This window comes from Paenibacillus nuruki, from assembly GCF_001721045.1.
In the GTDB taxonomy this organism is placed as follows: domain Bacteria; phylum Bacillota; class Bacilli; order Paenibacillales; family Paenibacillaceae; genus Saccharibacillus; species Saccharibacillus nuruki.
The window spans coordinates 70,501-92,087 of record NZ_MDER01000030.1 but is presented as its reverse complement, the minus strand read 5'-3'; the positions used below and the strand labels follow the sequence as shown (position 1 = coordinate 92,087).

The following is a 21,587-nucleotide window of genomic DNA, read 5'->3' as shown; positions in this document are numbered from 1 at the left end:
CGACTCCCCCTTTTACTGTGTATAGATTTTAATTTCAACATTGGTTCCGGGAATCAGTGTCATGCCGTCCGGTACATTCAATGCTATTTCAACAGGGATTCGTTGGGTCACTTTGTTAAAGTTACCACTGGTATTGGTAGCAGGAATCGCAGAAAATACAGCATTGGAAGCTTGTCCAATTTTGCGAATTTTGCCTTGTATCGTGGCTCCTTCAATCGCATCAAGCGTAATATCAACCCGTGCACCTAACTTAATCCGGCTAATATCTGTTTCTTCAATATTGGTGGATACATATAGATTTTTCATATCTGCCATAATAGCGATCGCTGTACTCGGTGATCCCATTTCTCGTTCTTTGGATTGTACTTTGAGCACCGTACCATCAATAGGGGCACGTACCACTGATTTACTAATATCACTTGCTTCTAGACCAGATACATCTTGTTCAGCGATCGGTTCATTCTTTTTGAGAATATCGCCTTCTTCGACATCAATATGATCTAATCGAGCAGTCAGCTGAGGCATCACTTTATACTGATCTGCACTGATTCGAGCATCATCTGTTTTGACGAAATGACTTCCTTGATACCAATAGTAATAGCCCAGTGCACTACCACTTACGACCAGTAGTACCAGTAAAATAATTAAAATAATCTTCTTCTTCACTTACTCCACCTCAGCAGTCTAAAAGTTGGGAATCCCTATTCAAACCATCATCGCGATCTGTACTCACCTCTGCTTTAGAGCATGTAATACATCAAGAACGATGTTTTTCAAGTAACGATAGTAATTGTTTAAATGCTTTTAATTCGACTTTCTTTTTATCCAATGTATATGCACCCATAAAATCAACCATTTCGTGTTGATCAGGATCGACATAGTCAGGCAAAGGATGATATGAATTTGTTTGTAAATAGTCTATTCGCTTCTCCAAATTTTCGATGGTTTCCAATGTCGAATAGATCAGTTTGTTCACATCTACAAGCTGAATAAACAACAGCGAAGCAAACAAAGAACGAACATCTTCAGGATTTTTAAAGCTTTTATAAATCATTTCTTTTAAATGTTCTTTCCCTTTTTCAGTAATCGTATAATTTGTTTTTTCAGGACGATTATCATTTTGAATCGTATTCACTTTTTGAATATAGTCTTTCTTTTGCAATGCTTCGAAATTGTAGTACAAATTACCATCGGTGACCCGTACTAGACCTTCTGTGCCGTTATTAATAATTTTTTTGATATCATACGGGTGATAATCCTGATCATGAAGCTTTCCCAAAATAAAAATCTGTATAGACAATTAAAAGCATCTCCTTTGTTCCTATTCATTTATAACAGTGTATTTATCTATAGGTTTGATTCTATCGATGCTTTGCTTATCAAAAATTACTTTGCGTAGATTACTCTGTGCAGAGTAATGAACAAGATTATCTTATGTAATTTTTTAAACGTTGTCAATGGTTTTCAAGATTTATGTAGGTATGTAATGTATTTTTACAAAATAAAGATTATTTGCACGCCAAAAAGAGTAAAATCCTTTCAACATTCTGAAGGATTCTACTCTTTTTAAAATGTAAATATATTGGTTATTCTTATGCTGATTTCATAGTTGGTGCTAATTCACTTTTCTCTACTTCTGTTTGGTCATTGTTTTTCGATTGATAGACTGGCTTTTTCAATAAGCCAATGATACAAGCGGTAACGACAGAACCAACAGCAATACAGAGGATATAGAGCAATGGATTACTGGCTGCTATCGGAATCACGAAGATTCCTCCATGCGGAGCTTGTAGTGAAATACCCAGTGCCATACACATTCCGCCACCGATCGCTGCCCCAACAATGTTAGCAGGAATAATCCGTAATGGATCATTAGCGGCAAAAGGAATAGCGGCTTCGGTAATAAAAGAAGCTCCCATAATATAAGCGGCTTTGCCAGCATTGCGTTCTTCGATGGTAAATTTATTTTTGAACAATGTTGTTGCTAAGGCGATCCCTAGTGGTGGAACCATACCTCCAACCATCAGAGCAGCTGACGGTTCAAAAATCTGATTGGCAAACATAGCGAGTCCAAAAGCAGATGCGGTTTTGTTAATCGGCCCACCCATATCTGATGCCATCATACCTGCAAGTAAAGCACCTAACAATATCGCATTCGTCCCTGTTAAGCTATTGAGCCATCCCTGTAACGATACGTTAATCCAAGCCATCGGCGTATTCACGACAAAGTACATAATAATCGCTGTTACAAATGAACCGACTAAAGGTAAAATCAACACAGGCGACAGACTTTGTAAGGAATCAGGAATCCCTCTTACTAATCGTTTGATCGCTAGAATACTATACCCTGCGATAAATCCTGCTAACATCCCGCCGAGGAAGCCTGAACCACCGAGTGTGGCAAGCATTCCGCCAATCATCCCCGGTGCTAGACCTGGACGATCTGCAATACTATAGGCAATATACCCTGCTAATACAGGAACCATTAGAGCAAAGGCTGCACTACCACCTGCTGTACTCAAAAAAGCAGCAAACGGATTATAATCAGGGCTTGTTGGATCAGCGGCATGAATACCGAACATAAATGAGAGCGCAATCAATATTCCGCCAGCGACGACGAATGGAATCATAAAGGAGACACCATTCATAATATGGCTGTAGATTTTAGGCTGTTTGAGACGTGTTTTTTCTTTCGCTTCTTTGAGGTTGGATTGACCACCATTTTGAGCGACACCTTTACCTGCTATCGCTTCTTCAATCAAATCTTTAGCATGATGAATACCGTTTTTGACCGACGTTTGAACCACTTTACGGTTACCGAAAACGCTCATATCGACTTTGACATCGGCGGCAACTACGATTCCATCTGCTTGCTCAATATCTTCCGCTGTTAATTCATTTTCGACACCTGTTGATCCGTTTGTCTGTACTTTGATCTGTACTCCCAATTCTTGAGCGGCATTTTTTAATGATTCTGCCGCCATAAAGGTATGAGCAATTCCTGTAGGACAACCAGTAACGCCGACGATTTTTTTGCCTGCATGTTTTTTATCACTATGCAGAGCGGCTGTATCTTGTTGTTCGGCTTGTTCAAATAGTCGCACAATCTCTTCACGATCACGTGCCAGAATAAGCTTCGCTCTGAACAATTCATCCATCAGAAAAGTGGAGATTTTGGATAACGTCTGCAAATGTTCAGAAGACGAATGTTGATCGACCGCAATCATAAAAAACAGATTGCATGATTCTGTGCTGTAATTAATACCGCTTAGTGATCGACCCATAATAATTGCGGGCGCTTTGACTCCTGCGGACTTGGCATGTGGAATAGCAATCCCGAAGCCCACTTCAGTCGGTACCTGTTCTTCACGCGCCCAGATATCTTTTTTAAATTGCTCGATATCGCTCAAATAGCCGTTATTATTTAACTTTTGCGCTAATTCATCTATCAATTCTGCTTTGGTAGTAGCGGTGACATCCAATATGATATTTTCCGGTTGTAACACACTAGAAATCTTCATGATTGATCACTCCTCTTATAGCTCTCCCAATTTGTAAAGGGATGCTTTACCTGTTGATCCGAAAAGATCCATTTTTTTCTTCACTAATTCTGTTGCCGCTTGAGTCGCTTCAGGCATTAAGAAATCAGGTTCATAGGCATTAGGATTCGCATCGAGTGTTTTTCTTAATTGATTGTAAAAGGCTCTCTTCATATCTGTAGATAAATTAATCTTAGCGATACCGTGCTTCACCGCTTCTCTGATTTCTTCATCTGGATTATCTGAACCACCATGTAAGACTAATGGAATTTTCACTTTTTCATGAATCTGTTGGAGTCGATCAATTTTGATCGAATGGTCTTTCGTTTGCGGATAGATACCGTGTGAAGTCCCTACTGCAACAGCCAGTGTATCAATACCTGTCTGTTCTACAAAAATCGCCGCTTCATCAGGATTGGTATACAGAATCTCATCTGCTCCACCTTCAGAGCTACCTTCATTACTACCGATCGTACCCAGCTCACCTTCAACCGATACATCCACCAGATGTGCTAATTCTACAGCTTCTCGAGTAGCCGCAATATTTTCTTCAAAGGGCAAATGCGAAGCATCCATCATGACTGATGTATAACCGTTACGAATCGAGCGTGTAATATCTTTGATGCTTGCTCCATGATCCAGATGAATCACAAACGGTACTTTCGATTTGGATGCAGCTTCACGGACATAAGCGACAAAACTATCTGTGACTAGATCAATTTCGTTCGGATGGATCTGCATAATCGCAGGTGAATTTTGTGCTTCTGCGGCATTGATGACCACTTTGACGAACTCACTATTTGCTACATTAAAAGAACCGACTGCAAATTTATTCTCATACGCCACTTTAAGTAAATCTCTCATATTTATTAACATTTGAATGCCTCCTAAGGGTTATTTGGAAGACCAGACTTCCAAAAATTCATCATAATTGGTGATTTTGAGTAGCTTTTCTGTCATATTGGTCTGCTTGAATACATCATAAATTTCTTCAAAAAATTTGGTGTTGTTCACCTTTTGATTTTTGGGTGGGATAAATAGAAAGATGATCTGCGCCATCTGATCGCCCCACAGTATTTTTTGCTTATTGATAGCGACCAGTACACGTAATTTTTTGTTATCTCCACAATCAAAGGGATGGGGCATCGCGACTAGATTTCCTATATTGGTACTCGACATTTTTTCCCGTTCCAGAATACTGGTATATAGATGTTGAATGTCTCCTAATTCTGTAAGGGTTTTCAATAAATCAGTAGGTTGATCTTCATCTAAAAAAAAGAGGTCGTTTGGCGATAGATAATACTTCAATAATCCACGATTTAACTGGATCGAAATATTTTTCATATCTTCACTGGTAATCATTTCACTCACGACAATTATATTTTGAGCCTGTAATTGATGTTGTTCGGCGATCTCGCTTGTCGTAATAATGGTCTCGATTCCTTCAGGCAGAAGATGAATTTCATGATTAGCGAGCAGACTGTCGATTTTGATATTCGGAAAATACAGATTGATTTTGCGTTCTAATAGCTTGCCCACTAACGGGTTTTTGCCATAAATAATCGCTATTCGTTTGCGGGTTTCTTGAGAGTTCTCGATAATCCCCATCACATGAAGCGTTAAATAACCGATTTCATTTTCCGGGATTTTGATATTTAAGCAAAATTGCAATTCTTTCGCTAACACAACCGCAATATTATAAGCATTGGTGTATTCTGATTTTATTTGAGCAATAAAAGGATTTTCGACAGGAAAGTAATATTTTAACGGATATAAAGACTTGGTAATATGAGCAAGTAGTCGATCAAACAGTTCTTCATTTTTGTAACTGACAAATCCATATTGCTCTCCAACGTTCTGGATTACGGCTTTGATTTTGGCTTCGATCTCATTGGATTGCTCATGTTCGATACCTTCATTTTTTTTCGGTAAAATCTGTAGTGCAATCAGCAGATAACCTAGATACTGATACTCGTATTCATCAAATGGAGTCTTTAACTCCATGGTCAAACGGTTCAAAATAGACCGCGCGATACGTAATTCTTCAAAGCTTGTATGATCGAGTCGCATATCTTGTGCTGCGATAGGCTGTCCGAGTTCAACCCGCTTGAGGCTAATCAGTACATTGACACAGATCGAAAATAATTCCTGTGAACTCAGTAGCAAATGATATCGTGCGACTTCTTCCTCGATACATGTATAGATAAAAGTAATCGCTGATTCATTAAACCAATCGCCAAAATAATACTGTAGCGCTTCATCCAACGACATGCGTTTGAGACAATCCGCAGTCACCAGCTTTTTGAGCAAAATCCGCTTTTCGACTTCGCTTCCTTTAAGCCGAATGCCTTGAAAAATAATCGCTTCGATCTCAATATTCTGCTTTTCTGCTTGAATGGTCTGCAACAATTTCTGTACATCTTTGCGAATCGTTTGTGTAGAAAAATAAAGATTTTTGGCTAAATCTTCATAAGTGATAAAGTCTGTCTGAGACAGTAACGCTTTAATAATATGGAAAGCTCGCTCTTCATAATCATCTTCATTCTGATGGAGATTCGACAAGTCTCCGACAAGCTTGTATCCTTTGCGAGTGTTACCTGTGATAATCGCTTTATCTAAATAATTCTCGTTGATTTCTTTGATGTCATTGCGTATCGTTCTCGTCGTTACATCAAATAGATTAGCTAATTCGCTCCCACTCACAAAGTCATGCTCCGATTGTTTTAAATGCTCCAATAGCTTAATGTAACGTTTCCGCATTTGTTTTCCTCCTCGCATTTATACTAATGCAAGCGCTTTATTTACACCAAGCCTATAGTGTTTCCTAATAGTTAGGAAGTGATTTGTTGTTTGTTCTATGATACCCACCTTTTAAATATCTAAGAGACTTCACTCTTTAAGAATCTTTTGTAAAAAAGAAATAGCTAAAAAGCCAACCTTGATCAAGGCTGGCTTGGGATAGATATAAGAGTCATATGATTTCATCGAACTTTACTTCTGAGCAATTGAACTTGTTGTTTCTGTCGATCCTTTTGCTTCACCATGTCCTGCACCGAATAAATTCAATACCACGACTCCAACAACGATAAGTGCTATGCCTACCATACTTCCTGTGTTGATCTTTTCTTTCCAGATGAGTACAGAGATCAATGCTGTCGCTACAGCTCCGACACCTGACCAGATCGCATACGTCATATTAAGTGGTAACGTTTTGAGCGTTAACGAAACAAAGTAAAATGAGATCACAAAAGCAACAATGGTCAGCAATGTCGGATATAACTTGGTAAATCCTTCAGAGGCTTTGAGCATCGACGTTCCAATCAATTCGCCTATAATTGAAATTGCCAAAAAGAGATATGCCATTATGATTGCTCCTTTATATAATTTCTAAGTTCTTCCATAATCTGCTGTTGTAACTTATCATCAGGTGGCGCCAGACCAAACATACCTGCGAACCATAATCCATCCACCACTAATCGCGCCATCGTAGCACGTACTGGATCAAGTTCATCATGTTCGAGTTTATGCTGAATATCTTGATAATCTTCTTGCAATAATTTAAGCATTTTGGGATGAGTAAAGTGTGCTACCGATAGTGCGGTATATAGACCATCTACATCTTGCTCTTCTGAAAATGAAGTCTCTACATAAGCACGTGTCCATTTCCCTTTGGAATCGGAATCTTGCTCAGCTCGTTGATATAATTCTCCGGTAAAATGATTGGACATCCGTTCGACCATGCCTAGAATCAATTCCTCTTTGTTCGGAAAATGATATAGTAGTCCGCCTTTGCTGATGCCTGCTTGTTTGGCTACTGCTTCTAAGGTTAATTTGTCTACGCCTTCTTCACGTACCACATGAGCAGCCGCTTTGAGAATCGTTTCTTTTTTTAATTCTTTTTTAGTTGTTGTCATCATTGATCACCCATTTTACTATACCGTCTGGACGGTTTTATTTCAAGTGAAATTTTAAAATAAAATCACTCAAAATAACAAAATCCCTGAACGAATGTTGAATATACTTCATCATCCATCAGGGCTTTTATCATCGATTCTATTTAATTAAAGAGATTGCAGATAGGCTTCAAGTCGGTCCCATGTTTCGCGAATACCTTGCTCTACTCCCATCTCGATCACCTGTTGCAAAGCTTCCACAGATTCAAAGCGAGAATGACTGATTAATTGAGTCTGCCCGTCCTGATCTGCAAATAACATCGTAATATGACTAGGTGGCATCCCTTCAACCTCATTGCTATCGGCATCGGAGAAATAATCGGTATAGACTATTTTTTGATTAGGTTCAATCTCATGATAGACGGCTTTACCCCATGATTCATATCCATAAAAATCACCTTGCGCGGGATCGATACACTTCATACAATAATGCCAGATCCCTTCTGGACGAAAATCGATATTACAGACCGTTAGTGTCCATCCATTAGGCCCCCACCACTCTGTCAAATGTTCTGCTGTTGAGAATGCTTGAAATACCTGTTCACGTGTAGCATCGAAAACCCGTTCTAGCACTAACGTCTGACCTTCTACTTTGGAGATCATTTTAGATGACATGATTCATCCTCCTGAAATGTAGTTTGGGTAATAGATATAGATGCTCATTCTCTAGGTTGCCTACGTTAAATATACTATCAAAACATGCCTTTATTAAAGTTATATTTACATCAATAATCAACATTTCTAGGTTTAGGTATAATTCATACGATTATTCTATAAAAAAAGAACGCTCCAGCCTATAGCCAGAACGTTCTTTTTGAAATTCCCACTTTTACTGATTGATTCTTGTTGCTGTTACAATATCTCCAAATGCCCAATGAGATGCTGGAACATCTGACCACTGAGATGTAGTTGTCTCTACGCTTGGTGTTAGATTCAGTACTCGATTGAATAAGGTAACCGCTTGTGCACGGCTTAATGTCTGGTTCGGCTTGAATGTACCATCTGGCATCCCTTGCATATAGCCTGCTTGCTGAACTTGAGCAATAGATACGTCTGCCCAGTGTCCTTTCGTATCCGGGAAAATAGGACCTTCTCCGCTAAGCTTCATCCAGCGAGTAAGGATCGTCGCCATTTCAGCTCTAGTGATTGGACGTTCCGGTGCGAATGTGTTCGGACTATCCCCTTGCATCCAACCTGCGGCAGTAACCGCTTGAATCGCTTCTGTACTCCATTTGCCAGCAATCACATCACTATACTTCGATGTCTGATCTGTTGTTGTGGAAGATGTAGATAAGCCATCTCCTCCCAGACGGACAAGAATAGATGCTAACTCGGCGCGTGTCACAGTACGATTAGGTTGAAAAGTCTGATTCGGATAACCTTGCATATAAGGTTCGTTCGTTGGCTTGCTTTCGCTTGTCTTGTCACGATCTAGCGATTTCTCCAGATGAACAATTGTAAATGTACTGAATTTGTTAACGCTAAATTGTAATGCAGAAGATCCATTGTCTTCAGAGATTACTGTAGGTTGTAGTAACTCTTTGGTTCCATCACTGTGTTCAACATAGATCATTAGATTGTTCACAAATGTCTGACGTTCTGTTGTGGATGCTGGTAAAGCTTGCTCTGGTAAAGGAAGAACTAGATTCACAGGCTGTCCTTGTAGATTCGTATCGATCTCTACAGGTGTACCGATCACTTGTACGGTTCCATTGCCTATAGCAGATTGTATGAGACGATCTTGTTGCACACGTTCGTTCACCGCTTGTTGATCGGTTGCTTTTTGCAAAGGACGAATCGTAAATTGACGATCTGCTCCTAATGCAGACAATGTAGCTATAGGTAGAATCAGTTGTGCATGATTAGTATACACTTCTAGATTCATTTGATTATTTACCAATATGCTCGCTGTTTGTTGAGGTAAACCCAATTGCAATTCACTAACTTCATTGTTAGGGTCTGGCATCATAAGACGTACGGTTGATTTACCTTCTGCTTTTACTTTTTGCACCGTTTCTTGTGCTTGGGACGCTTCGTAATTAACAGTGTCTTTTTTGGTGCCATCTGCTAATGTTGTACGTTTAATTATAAGGTTAGAAGAAGTAATGTTCTCAGTCGCTACTGCCGAACCACCGCCACCTTTACTGGAAGAATTACCCGTAGTAGGAGTCGGTGTTGGTTCTGGATTAGGAACAGGATTAGGCGTTGTGCCTCCATCCGGTTCAGTCGCTTCTAGATCACGTGCAAATGTTAAATAGAAATCATCTAATGATCCCCATGCTCCACCACCCGCTTGAATTGTAGCACCTACGGTTAACATTCCATCAGTTACTTTGATGTCTTTCAGTTCAGGCTGATTCCATTGCACCCAGCCTTTAACTCCTGTCTCTGCTTGTACTTCTTGTCCACCCGTAGAAGCAAATAAAGCCATCTGGGATGGATTTGCTTCGCCACCTTGAATCGACATGGAGAGATCATAATAACCGGGCTTCATTCCTTGTACGATCTGCTTCACTTTAAAATTCACACCATCCGCTGAAAAGAAATGGAGCGAGTATTGTCCGGATTTGGCATCTGAAGCTTTGTTTTGGAAATCAGTATGCGGTGTACTTCCATCGCCATACGTCACTTCCCACATACTACGATCATTTTGTTCGAATCCACCATTGAGCAGTAGATTGGGACGGCGAATATCCAGTTTTGCTTGTGCCGCGTATCCACCGGTAGCTGTTCCTTTGATCGTATACTGACCTGCACCTTGACGTAGTGCATCTTCTAACTCTTGCTGATCCCAGACTACAGCTAGTGTGCCTGTAGTACCGTCATTATAAGTTGCTGTCACTACACTAGGTAATGGGATAGGATCACCTGCATTAGCTGTAATATTCACAGTTTGCACTTCATCGACTTTGAGCGTTGCTACTGCACCCGTGTTTACGTATTTGAATACATTGAGCGAAGGTAATGGATGACCTGCAAAATCAAACAATGCCTGATTATCGACAGCACTACCGCCATACCATTTACCCGCATCATCGGGATCATATTCTGCCGCATAACTGGATGCCCAACCTGATCCATATTGTTCCCATAATTTTTTATTTTGTTCGATATTTTCTTTCGGCCCTACAGGTAACCATGCAGGTTCCCAATAAAATACACCTATGCCGGCATCTCCAACTTGCGATACCGCTTGGATCACATTACGCACAGATGTCGCTTGTCCTTGAGCGCTGATCGGATAATCAAGCGTCTGTCCTGAACTGCGAGGCGCTGTATTTTCATGACCGTCTCCATCTTCGGCTGTATAGGCATAAGACGTTTCAGCGACCATCACCTTTTTGCCATACGTATCGGCTACTTGCTTCAATACAGCAGTCAAATTGCTCAGTGTACCGTGCCAGAATGGATAATACGAACTGGCAAATACATCATAATCGACTCCTTGTTCCGCAAGCGCTTTGGCATAAGAAAGATAACGACCCGGTGTCTCTGGATTCGTAAAATGTAGCGCAATTAGAATCTTAGGATCTACTGCTCGGATCGCCTGACTGCCTTTATTGAACAATCTGCTGATATTCACCCAGTTATTTTCCCCGATAAATGATTGATTCGTTTCATTACCTACTTGCACCATACCTACATCTATCCCTGCATCTATAATCTGTTGTAGGCTTGTCTTGGTATAATCATAGACCGCTTGTTCTTTGTCCGCTAGATTAAGGTTTGCCCATGCTTTCGGAGTATGTTGCTTACCCGGATCTGCCCAGAAATCAGAATAATGGAAATCGATTAACAATTTCATACCATTTGCCGTCGCTCGTTTTCCCATTTCGATCGCTTTGGCAAGATCATTATCTCCGCCACCGTATCCTTTACCATCTGCTGTATACGGATCATTCCAGATACGCACACGAATATAATTGACACCGGATTGTTTTAACGTTGTAAATATATCTTGCTCTATCCCTTGCTCATTATAGAAACGCACGCCACTTTGCTCTAGTGAGAGAATACTGGATACATCGACCCCTTTAATAAAGTCGGATTTCAAGCCCTGTACTTTTTGGACAAAAATATCGGCTTGTACAGGTGTGGTTGTATCGGTGCTTGTCTGCTTCAACTTGACTGCATCAAGATATCCCCATGCGCCTGCTCCACCTGTGATTTTAGCTCCAATCTTAAGGTTAGCCGTCGGCTCGGTCAGAACAAATTTCAATGTGACCGTTCCCCACTGATTGTATCCTGTTGTTGCCACGTCATTACTTTGTTCATTGCCTGCGAACAATTGAACATGACTTCCTTCTGCTCCTGTACCGCCCATTGACTGGACAGACAATTCATAGCTTCCAGCAGAAAGTGTAGGCACATTCTGACTTACGGTGACTTGCTGGCTAGTCGTAGATTGATCGCTTATCCAATATTTGAACGCATACGTATCTTCTGAGGGTGTAATAAAAGAATCATTCACATACGCATATTGCTGAATATCAATTAATTTCCAATCTGAAGAATCCACTTGCCATGATGAATCATTCCAAAAGTCACTTTCAAATCCTCCATTTTGAATCCATTCGTTGTCATTCGTTGTTGCTAATGCAGGTGTCAGATGAACCGGTAATAGACCGATGATCATCACCATTACTAACAACAACGAAGCTATCTTTTTCTTTCTTTTCAATGGTGTATCCCCTTTCGCTCTATCTATGTGTATATCTTCACATAAGCACTGTTCTTTTATGTAAAGCGCTTACATATAACTGTGATCACTATAGCATCCTCTTTTGCACAGCAACATGGGACGATTGCAACATTTTGTGTTTTTAGGCAAGCATTTTGGTGAGAACTGTTATTCCGACTGTTTAGATTGGCGATATATGGAATTTTGGTCAAAAAAAGAACCTTCCATCTGCAAAACAGATCAAAGGTTCTACTATTTACATTACCGTATGTTATCTTATGTTGCTCCACATCAAGCTATACCTTTTTAAAGACTTTGGTATCCATATCTAGCTCAGTCGCTGGATAATCGCTTAGACCTAACGTGTCAGAAGTGGAGGCATGAATGCTTTGAAAAAGGTCTGGATGTTCCGCCAGCTTTTTACCATACGAAGGAATCATATCTCTAAGCTTAGGTTCCCATTCTGGCATCCGTTGCGGGAAGCATTTTTGGAAAAGATCGAGCATAACATGTACAGCTGTCGAAGCACCCGGTGAAGCACCTAGCAACGCAGCAATCGATCCGTCAGCAGCACTGACGACTTCTGTCCCGAATTGAAGTGTACCTTTGCCATCTTCTGTGTCTTTGATAACTTGCACACGCTGACCAGCAACAACGATTTCCCAATCTTCGCTTTTGGCATTAGGAACGAATTCACGTACTTCTTCCATCCGTTTATCGTTTGACAGCATCACTTGTTGAATCAGATATTTGGTTAGCGCCATTTCTTTTGCTCCTGCGGCTAACATTGTGAACAAGTTGTTCGGTTTGACCGAATTGATCAGATCCATATTTGAACCCGTTTTCAAGAATTTCGGTGAAAAGCCTGCAAATGGCCCGAAGAGTAATGCTTTTTTATTACCAATATAACGTGTATCCAAATGCGGTACAGACATCGGCGGAGCACCTAATTTTGCTTTACCATAGACTTTGGCATGATGTTGTTCAATCACTGCTTGATTGGTACATGACATAAATACGCCACTAACCGGAAATCCACCGATATGCTTGGATTCAGGAATACCTGTTTTTTGAAGCAACGGTAGACTACCGCCACCACCGCCAATAAAAACAAATTTGGCAATATGAAGTTCTGTTTTGCCTGTGCTAATATTATGGACTTTGACTTCCCATCCACCTTCGGCAGCACGCTTGATATCTTTAATCATATGTTTATAGTGTATTTCTACATTTTTAGTTTTGAGATCGTCGAATAAAATACGAGTTAACGCACCAAAGTTCACATCGGTTCCATAATCGATTTTGGTAGCGGCGATCGGTTCATTCGATGTACGACCTTCCATCATTAATGGAATCCATTGTTTTAATTTAACCGGGTCTTCTGAATATTGCATGCCTTGAAATAATGGATTTTCCGAAAGCGCTTTAAATCTTTTATTCAGAAAAGTCACATTACTTTGTCCTAATACAAAACTCATATGTGGAATCGGCTTAATAAAGTCTTGTGGTCGACGAATAATATTGCGCTTTACGAGATGAGACCAGAATTGCTTGGATAGTTGAAATTGTTCGTTAATATTAACGGCTTTGCTAATATCGACCGATCCATCTGGCTTCTCTGACGTATAGTTCAGTTCACACAGCGCAGCATGACCTGTTCCTGCATTATTCCATTCGTTAGAGCTTTCTTCTCCTGCATTGGCTAGCTTCTCAAATACTTTGATTTCCCATTCGGGTGCTAACTCTTTAAGCAATGACCCCAAAGTCGCACTCATGACTCCGGCACCAATTAAGATAATGTCTGTTTTTTTCGGTATGCTGTTCATAAAAACCTTCCTTTATCTCTTTATATTTGCAAAAAAGAGCAGGCGCTTCTATCCAGGTCATTCCAGAAGCAAAGCTCCACTCAGGAATATACGTTATCTGTATTCATTATAACCAAATTATCTTCTATTTAAAATATTATCGGCATGTGTCTCTTCATTATAAACTATTTTGATCTGGTAAAAAATGAGAAGATTGACTGAAATAGTCGAACATCTTAAAGTCTATCGGGTTACTGTGCTTTTGTCTAGCAATCTACAGCTTTTATTATGTTATATTATACATAATATGTAGGTCAAAAGGATACGTTAGCTTTGGATAGGAACTACGTATCCTTTAGGTACAGCGATCATTATATAGTTGGCATTACAACGTTGCTATCGAATGTTTCAGTCTAAATCGATCTCCAGTATCTTCAATCTCATATAGATAACAACGTGAAGCAGGCATATCAAAAGGACGATGCAAAATCAACATCCATTGCTGATCAAAAGTCTGAAAAAGCATCCCGTGACCGCTATCTTCTTTCACTAATGGCTCCAATTGTTCCCACGGACCTGCAAGTGTACCACTGATTGAGCGAGCAATCGTCTGCACATAGCTATCTCCTTCATAGCTTGACCACAGCATCATTAGCTTACCGCTAAATGTACGATAAAGCTGACAACCATCGGTGACATAGACAGATATCTCTTGATCCTCTAGCGCATGCTGTTGCTGGGATAACCACGGTGCCGAAGAAGCTTGTAATAACGTCATCGGTTCTCCGATAGCAGTTGATAAGTCAGCATCAAGACGCACCCCTTCGATCGTACCGTCAATCGTCTGAATCCATTCATGACAATAGACCATCCATGGCTCATCTTGTTCATCCATATACAGCGTGCCATCTAATGTCATCTGAGTTGAAGATACCACAGGAGCTTCCGGGTTGATCATTTCAAAAGGGCCTGCTGGTGAATCGCTCACAGCAATCACAGTACCTCTCCAATGCTTCTCATACCCTTGAACAGGCTCACCATCTAGCTTCCGCTCTTGATTATGAAGTGTCACAAATAAATAGTACCGACCTTTATAAGCGTGTACTTCAGGAGCCCAAGCCCCATGTTGAGGATGTGCCCAACTATTTTCAGGTATGGTAAAGACAAGATAAGGGCCTTTCCAAGACTCCAAGTCCTGACTGGTATACGTTAATACTCCATAAGATGCTACTCCGTGTAGTGAAGGTACTGCGCCGGTATATAAATAATATGTACCTGTCGATGAATCAGCTAACACAAATGGATCATGAGCAGGAATATCAGTTAGACGATGACCTTCTTGCGGTTGACTTACATCACAAGCACTATTATAAACAGTCATAGCAATCAGCTCCTTTGATTGAACACGCTTTCAAAAATAGATAAAGTATACCCTTTATAGATGTTGAAGTCTATTCAAATCAAGTATAGTCTGCAAGCAATCAGTATATCCATCATCCTATTCTCAATATTAACAACAAAACGCAAAAAGTCGGAGATGAACTCCGACTTTGCATGTGATCTTACTTTTTATAATTCATCCATCGATCAATCAGCTATTTACCATTTTTATTTAATAATAACATAATCCAAGTTCACTAATTTTGCATAGGTTACGATTTGGTCTGTTGTAAGGTTCAACGATACAACCGTATGGTGACCGCCACCATTTTCGATCCAAGCACGTACGCCGTCTTGGAAGTTAGGTTTTACTTGCCATAGTACACGTGCGACCGGTAAGTTCGGTGCAGGAACCGTAGGCTCGAATGCAGACACTTCGTTGATCAACAATTTGTAATGAGTACCAAAGTCAGCCATGGATACAACAACACCTTCGCCTGCTTTACCATCAAATACAAGACGAGCTGGATCTTCGCGATCGCCGATGCCTAGTGGAGATACAACTACTTTCGGTTTGCTACTCGCAAGAGTCGGATCAACTTCTAACATATGAGATTGCAAGATCGCTTCTTGACCTTCAGCCATTTCATACGTGTAATCTTCCATAAAGCCTGTATTTTCATTGTGGCTCATCACTTTCAGCAGGCGATCCAATGCTGCTGTTTTCCAATCCCCTTCACCTGCAAAACCATACCCTTGCGCCATCAAACGTTGAACCGCAAGACCTGGAAGTTGCTTCATACCGTGCAAGTCTTCAAAGTTAGTCGTAAATGCTGTGTACCCACCGTTATCCAAGAAACGCTTGATTGCGATCTCATAACTTACTTGTACACGTACACTTGCTTCCCAAGCTTCTTGGCTGTACGTACCATATTCAAAGTCATACAATTCTTTGTATTGAGTAAGCAATTCGTCGATTTCTTGTTCAGTCACAGCATTAACGTATTCTACAAGATCGCCAATACCGTAATAATCGACTGTCCAGCCAAATTGAATTTGTGCTTCAACTTTGTCGCCTTCGGTTACACCCACATTACGCATGTTGTCGCCAAAACGAGCAACTTTAATATTAAAGCTTTCGTTATAAGCAAACGCAACATCCATCCAGTCTGCGATCTGTTGTTGCACTTCTGGACGCTCCCAATATCCAACCACGATTTTGTTTTGTTTCCCTAGACGAGCATTGATAAATCCGTATTCACGATCACCGTGCGCCGCTTGGTTCAAGTTCATAAAGTCCATATCAATCGTAGACCATGGAATACTCTCATTGTATTGTGTTGCCAAATGAAGCAATGGTTTTTGTAGCAATTTCGTACCACGAATCCACATTTTTGCAGGAGAGAAAGTATGCATCCATGTGATTACACCAGCGACTTCATCACGGTAATTGACTTCTTTCATAATGCTGGTGATTTTGTCTGCGGTTACTGCCAAATCTTGCAATACCAATGGATACGGCAATACTCCGCTAGCGTTTAACGAGTCTGCGATTTTTTGTGCATTTGCTTTAACCTGTCCTAGTGCTTCTTCTCCGTACAAATGCTGTGAACCGACTACGAACCAAAATTGTTTAGTTGCTACTGACATATCATTTCATCCTCTTTTCATAATTATATTAGTGAGAGTTATTTAAAAGTGAGTTTATTGAAAACAAATCCAGTGTGTAAAGAGACGTGTATACATTTCTACTTTAATAAGTCACCATCATCTTGTACTCTCTATATTCAAAAAGATTTCTTTATATTACTTTTGCCCGTAATACGCATCTTTACCATGTTTGCGCAGATAATGTTTATCCAGAATATTCTGTGGCAATTCTTTAGCAAAGTTGTTCAATTGACGTGCATATAGATTCATTTTGCAGACTTCTTCAAGCACAACACTATTCACTACAGCAGACTTCGCATCTTTCCCCCATGTAAATGGTGCATGACCATGAAGCAATACAGCTGGAATCGCCATGACATCAAGTCCACGTTGTTCGAACGTTTCGATAATGACATTCCCTGTCTCCGCTTCATATCCACGATCAATCTCTGCTTGGTTCAAGAAGCGTGCACAAGGTACAGCGCCATAGAATGTATCTGCATGTGTCGTTCCCATTACAGGCACATCCAGACCCGCTTGCGCCCAGATTGTTGCCCATGTGGAATGGGTATGCACAATGCCGCCAATTTGTGGATAATGCTTGTACAGAACCGCATGAGTCGCTGTATCCGAAGAAGGTCTCATATCGCCTTCAACCACATTGCCATCCAGATCAACAACCACCATATCGCTAGGTTTCATCGTTTCATAATCGACACCGCTTGGCTTGATCACAAATAGATTACTTTCACGATCGACAGCACTGGCATTTCCCCATGTGAATTTGACCAATCCATGCTTCGGTAATTCTAGATTTGCTTGATAGACTTCTTCTTTTAACTGCTCTAACATGCTTAGTTCCTCCCGTTCTCTAACAAATGATCTACAGCTGCTTGTTCGATAGCCAATCCTTGCTGATAACGCTCGATAAAGGCTTCGAACCCTTTCACATCGGTTGCATCTGGCTGTACTTGTTCACCGACAACATCATGGAATACTTTTTGTTCCAAGAAGATATCCAGACTTTCCTGCTCGTCTTTGTTGATCATATAAGAAGCTAATAGTGCCATTCCCCATGCTCCACCTTCACCAGCTGTCGCCATTACCGAAATCGGTACATTCATTGCTGCTGCAACGATTCGCTGTCCGACTACAGGTGTTTTGAATAGACCGCCATGAGCAAGAATACTATCGATCGCTACATTTTCATTTTTGGTCAAAATATCCATTCCGATCTTCAATGCACCAAAAGCAGAGAATAGATGAGTACGCATAAAGTTCGCTAGATTAAAGCGACTTTCAGGTGAACGGACAAATAATGGACGACCTTTTTCAATACCTGTAATATTTTCACCGGAATAATAACCATAGCTAAGCAATCCACCGCCATCTGGATCAGCTTCAAGCGCTTTGTTGAACATCACGCTGAATAGCTTGGCATTATCGGCTTCGTATCCCATCGCTTCGGAAAATTCACGGAACAATCCTAACCATGCATTGATATCACTAGAACAGTTGTTAGCATGCACCATTCCAACAGGGCTACCGTCTGGTGTCGTTACGATATCAATCTCTGGATGAACTTTAGACAATTCTTTTTCCAGTACGATCATCGCAAATACCGAAGTACCAACAGAAATATTACCAGTGCGCTTTCTTACACTATTGGTGGCAACCATTCCTGTACCTGCATCGCCTTCTGGCGGACAAAATGGAATACCAGCTTGCAACGTTTGGGTAGTATCGAGTAATTGAGCACCTGCTTCTGTTAACAGACCCGCTTGCTCTCCTGCACGATACACTTTCGGTAACAAATCTTCGATTTTCCATGCGTATCCTTTATCTGCAATCAATTCATTAAATTGAGCCAACATGGATGGATGGTAATTATGCGCAGACTCTTCAATCGGGAAAATACCGGACGCATCGCCGATTCCCACCGCTTGATTGCCTGTTAACAACCAGTGTATGTATCCTGCTAATGTCGTTAACGATGCAATCTGAGGTACATGACTTTCTTGATTCAGAATCGCTTGGTACAGATGGGCGATACTCCAACGTTCTGGAATATTGAATTGGAACAGTTCAGTTAATTCTTTGGCTGCTACGCCTGTTGTCGCATTACGCCATGTGCGGAAAGGAACCAGTAATTCGCCTTGTTTATCCAGTGCTACATAGCCGTGCATCATGGCAGAGAATCCAATCGAACCCACTGTCTGTAGCGTGATTCCATATTGGCGCTCTACTTCTTGCTTCATTTCACGATAAGCTGTCTGCATCCCTGTAATAATATCCGCTTGATCGTATGTCCAGAATCCGTCTTTCAACAAATTCTCCCATTCATAACTTCCCGATGCGATGGTCTCAAATTGCTTATTAATCAAGACCGCTTTGATCCGTGTGGAGCCAAATTCAATCCCGAGCGAAGTCTCTCCGTTCATAATCGCTTCTTTCATATCCACATGACTCATGCTCATGTAGTCCCCTCTCTATAGTGCAGTTTGGTGTTGATACGTTAGTCGTACGGATTAAGCATATATTTCAAAATAAAGTCACTACATTATCTATAAGTATGGTAATCTCCAATATTCTTTTTAAAAAGAATGCGTTTTCTTTTTGTAACAGTTACAGTATATTTTTTGTACGTACATTTGTCAATGTAAGATCCCTTTTTAAATCAAAAAAAGATAAAAAATATCTCTTTGTCTTCTATGAGAAGTGATATAGACACTCTTTTTATAGTAAAAATAAAATATACATCCTTAATTAAATGCTTTATTCAAGCCTTTTTGGATCATTTAACGACTTATATAAGTTAAAATATACATAAATTATAATAATTTTAGACAATTACTCAAACCTTTAAAATATGTACGTACAAGTTCGACATAATACATAATATTGTCTGTTTATAGACAAATAAAAGAAGCATCAAAGAGATTAAAACACTCTTCAATGCTTCTTCTTGTTGTAGCTCTATAACGGGTTAGATTCGTAATTATTCTTCCGCCATCAATACCGACATTAATGCCAATGCTTCTTCATGATCCGGTTCAAGAACAAGTAGTTGCTTCAAGTACTCTTCGGCTTGATCCATTAGATCCAGTTCCAGACACGCAATCGCCAGACAGTAATATACGGTCGACACGACTTCCTCTTGCTCTTGAGCAACTGATATTTCTAGATACTGCTTCGCTTCCTGGAACATATCCATTTCAAATAAAATCAGACCGGCATCCAGTGCCAGATCATATCGTTGTGGCATCACATAGAAGGCTGACCACATTTTCTGAATTCCCATCCATAGATCTTGCTTTTCCTCATCGTTGGCTTCGGGTAATAATGCAGAAATTTGCTTGGTCGTCTGAATAAAGAACTCCGCATCATATCCACCTAAGCGCCAAAAGCTTAAAATTTGTTGCATCCCTAACTCATCCAGATGACGATCGATCCACATTTTTAGACTAAAGAAATCGTCGGGGCCAAAGCGTTCGACTGAACGGCGATAGGCTAATCGTGTATTCGTATATGCTTTGGGCTGTGCTACATGTAAAATACAACCGACATTGATGTTGTTGTAATGATGCGGAACAAATAGAATCTCTGCTCCTTTTTGCTCGAACACATACTGGACAGCATGGTAATTCGCTATTAAAGAAAAGCTACCATGCAACACCAATTCAGGCGGTTCTGCAAATTCCCAATTTTCGATCAAATGATCGCCTTTATCTGCGGTCAGCAACATAAAACCTGATTGAGATAAAGCATCCAGGCGATCCAGACATTCTAGTCCCACTTTGGGAAATAAGATATGTGCATCTTCCAGACGTTCTTGATAGATCGCAATTAGATCACGATAAATATAATCATCTTGCTCATACTCCGGTGCTTTGCGATATTCATAACTCAAATGAATATGATTGAGTTGTTGAGAAGTAGTCAGTGCTTCAAATTCAGCACCTGTTTTGGAATATTCAATATACACATCAGCTTCATAAATACTGCCTTCATCCACATAGATCAATTCCTGCGGAATCGCATCGAAGAAGTAATTTGCAATAATCAGGAGCGGTTGTGTGAGATCACCTTGTTGAATGACTTTCCCTGATACGGTTAAATGAAGCGAATCACTTTGCACGGCATCAAATTGAGCAAAATCAAGAATCCCTTGTTCGATAAATGGCTGTAATGCAGAGTGTTCTCTCCAGCCGATCACATTATTCATTGCCAGATCTGTCATGACATAGTGATACTCCGGTACATCAATACCTGCGTATTCTTTTAACTTTTGCAATTCATATAAGACATGGTAAGCCAGACGACCTGCTCCTGCTCCCAGTTCGACAATATAGACTGGTTCTGCACCTAATCCTTGATTCATCTGATCTTGTAAAAAAGCAAAAATCATTTCAGCATAAGCAATCGCTGTAGCAGGATTACTTGTAATGTATTGAGGAACTTGATCATTTCTCCATGCTTCTAGGCCTGCATCTTCGTAATATTTGCGTTGCAGACTCCATATCGGTGCTTCACTAAAACGGTAACGTTGTTGGTGCTGTTCTGTCATTTTATAATATCC

General features: G+C 40.4%; 15 protein-coding genes. All 15 read right to left on the bottom strand.

What is annotated here, in order from left to right; translation table 11 throughout:
• Nucleotides 1-12: 12 nt before the first annotated feature.
• The gene (locus tag PTI45_RS04990) at nt 13-666 is read right to left on the bottom strand and encodes an HlyD family secretion protein (protein ID WP_069326446.1); all 654 of its coding nucleotides are present in this window, start codon (nt 664-666) and stop codon (nt 13-15) included.
• A 91-nt stretch (nt 667-757) separates the two neighbouring features.
• Complete coding sequence (locus PTI45_RS04985; protein ID WP_069326445.1) at nt 758-1,300, bottom strand: PadR family transcriptional regulator; 543 nt, start codon at nt 1,298-1,300, stop codon at nt 758-760.
• Between the two features lie 292 nt (nt 1,301-1,592).
• Nucleotides 1,593-3,521 (bottom strand): PTS fructose transporter subunit IIABC, encoded by a 1,929-nt coding sequence (locus PTI45_RS04980; protein ID WP_069326444.1) that lies wholly within the window; start codon nt 3,519-3,521, stop codon nt 1,593-1,595.
• A gap of 15 nt (nt 3,522-3,536) precedes the next feature.
• Nucleotides 3,537-4,415: a ketose-bisphosphate aldolase gene (locus tag PTI45_RS04975; RefSeq protein WP_069326443.1), complete on the bottom strand. Its 879-nt coding sequence runs from the start codon at nt 4,413-4,415 to the stop codon at nt 3,537-3,539.
• Between the two features lie 18 nt (nt 4,416-4,433).
• Nucleotides 4,434-6,299 carry a BglG family transcription antiterminator gene (locus tag PTI45_RS04970; protein ID WP_069326442.1) on the bottom strand — a complete coding sequence of 622 codons (1,866 nt, stop codon included), beginning with the start codon at nt 6,297-6,299 and terminating at the stop codon, nt 4,434-4,436.
• A 231-nt stretch (nt 6,300-6,530) separates the two neighbouring features.
• Entirely contained in the window at nt 6,531-6,902 is a 372-nt protein-coding gene (locus PTI45_RS04965; protein ID WP_069326441.1) for a DMT family transporter, read from the bottom strand.
• A complete protein-coding gene (locus tag PTI45_RS04960) occupies nt 6,902-7,453 on the bottom strand; it encodes a TetR/AcrR family transcriptional regulator (protein ID WP_069326440.1) in 552 nt (183 codons plus the stop codon). Before PTI45_RS04960 ends, PTI45_RS04965 begins: the two co-directional genes overlap by 1 nt.
• 147 nt (nt 7,454-7,600) lie before the next feature.
• Complete coding sequence (locus tag PTI45_RS04955; RefSeq protein ID WP_069326439.1) at nt 7,601-8,107, bottom strand: SRPBCC domain-containing protein; 507 nt, start codon at nt 8,105-8,107, stop codon at nt 7,601-7,603.
• Nucleotides 8,108-8,321: 214 nt separating this feature from the next.
• On the bottom strand, nt 8,322-12,173 hold the full coding sequence (locus PTI45_RS04950) for a glycosyl hydrolase 53 family protein (protein WP_069326438.1): 3,852 nt from the start codon (nt 12,171-12,173) through the stop codon (nt 8,322-8,324).
• A 296-nt stretch (nt 12,174-12,469) separates the two neighbouring features.
• A complete protein-coding gene (locus tag PTI45_RS04945; RefSeq protein WP_069326437.1) occupies nt 12,470-13,999 on the bottom strand; it encodes a malate:quinone oxidoreductase in 1,530 nt (509 codons plus the stop codon).
• A 364-nt stretch (nt 14,000-14,363) separates the two neighbouring features.
• Nucleotides 14,364-15,359 carry a glycoside hydrolase family 43 protein gene (locus tag PTI45_RS04940; protein WP_069326436.1) on the bottom strand — a complete coding sequence of 332 codons (996 nt, stop codon included), beginning with the start codon at nt 15,357-15,359 and terminating at the stop codon, nt 14,364-14,366.
• A gap of 227 nt (nt 15,360-15,586) precedes the next feature.
• Complete coding sequence (gene araA / locus PTI45_RS04935) at nt 15,587-17,008, bottom strand: L-arabinose isomerase (protein WP_069326435.1); 1,422 nt, start codon at nt 17,006-17,008, stop codon at nt 15,587-15,589.
• Nucleotides 17,009-17,164: 156 nt separating this feature from the next.
• Nucleotides 17,165-17,860, bottom strand: coding sequence for an L-ribulose-5-phosphate 4-epimerase (locus PTI45_RS04930; RefSeq protein WP_069326434.1), 696 nt, complete (start codon nt 17,858-17,860; stop codon nt 17,165-17,167).
• 2 nt (nt 17,861-17,862) lie between these two features.
• Nucleotides 17,863-19,479 carry a xylulokinase gene (locus tag PTI45_RS04925; protein WP_425415567.1) on the bottom strand — a complete coding sequence of 539 codons (1,617 nt, stop codon included), beginning with the start codon at nt 19,477-19,479 and terminating at the stop codon, nt 17,863-17,865.
• 527 nt (nt 19,480-20,006) lie between these two features.
• The gene (locus tag PTI45_RS04920) at nt 20,007-21,575 is read right to left on the bottom strand and encodes an SAM-dependent methyltransferase (RefSeq protein WP_069326432.1); all 1,569 of its coding nucleotides are present in this window, start codon (nt 21,573-21,575) and stop codon (nt 20,007-20,009) included.
• Between the last annotated feature and the right edge of the window lie 12 nt (nt 21,576-21,587).

Excerpts from the sequence above, each read along its gene's own strand:
- PTI45_RS04980 (WP_069326444.1), bottom strand. The coding sequence starts at position 3,521 with ATGAAGATTTCTAGTGTGTTACAACCGGAAAATATCATATTGGATGTC.
- PTI45_RS04975 (WP_069326443.1), bottom strand. The coding sequence starts at position 4,415 with ATGTTAATAAATATGAGAGATTTACTTAAAGTGGCGTATGAGAATAAA.
- PTI45_RS04970 (WP_069326442.1), bottom strand. The coding sequence starts at position 6,299 with ATGCGGAAACGTTACATTAAGCTATTGGAGCATTTAAAACAATCGGAG.
- PTI45_RS04965 (WP_069326441.1), bottom strand. The coding sequence starts at position 6,902 with ATGGCATATCTCTTTTTGGCAATTTCAATTATAGGCGAATTGATTGGA.
- PTI45_RS04960 (WP_069326440.1), bottom strand. The coding sequence starts at position 7,453 with ATGACAACAACTAAAAAAGAATTAAAAAAAGAAACGATTCTCAAAGCG.
- PTI45_RS04955 (WP_069326439.1), bottom strand. The coding sequence starts at position 8,107 with ATGTCATCTAAAATGATCTCCAAAGTAGAAGGTCAGACGTTAGTGCTA.
- PTI45_RS04945 (WP_069326437.1), bottom strand. The coding sequence starts at position 13,999 with ATGAACAGCATACCGAAAAAAACAGACATTATCTTAATTGGTGCCGGA.
- PTI45_RS04940 (WP_069326436.1), bottom strand. The coding sequence starts at position 15,359 with ATGACTGTTTATAATAGTGCTTGTGATGTAAGTCAACCGCAAGAAGGT.
- araA (WP_069326435.1), bottom strand. The coding sequence starts at position 17,008 with ATGTCAGTAGCAACTAAACAATTTTGGTTCGTAGTCGGTTCACAGCAT.
- PTI45_RS04930 (WP_069326434.1), bottom strand. The coding sequence starts at position 17,860 with ATGTTAGAGCAGTTAAAAGAAGAAGTCTATCAAGCAAATCTAGAATTA.
- PTI45_RS04925 (WP_425415567.1), bottom strand. The coding sequence starts at position 19,479 with ATGAGTCATGTGGATATGAAAGAAGCGATTATGAACGGAGAGACTTCG.
- PTI45_RS04920 (WP_069326432.1), bottom strand. The coding sequence starts at position 21,575 with ATGACAGAACAGCACCAACAACGTTACCGTTTTAGTGAAGCACCGATA.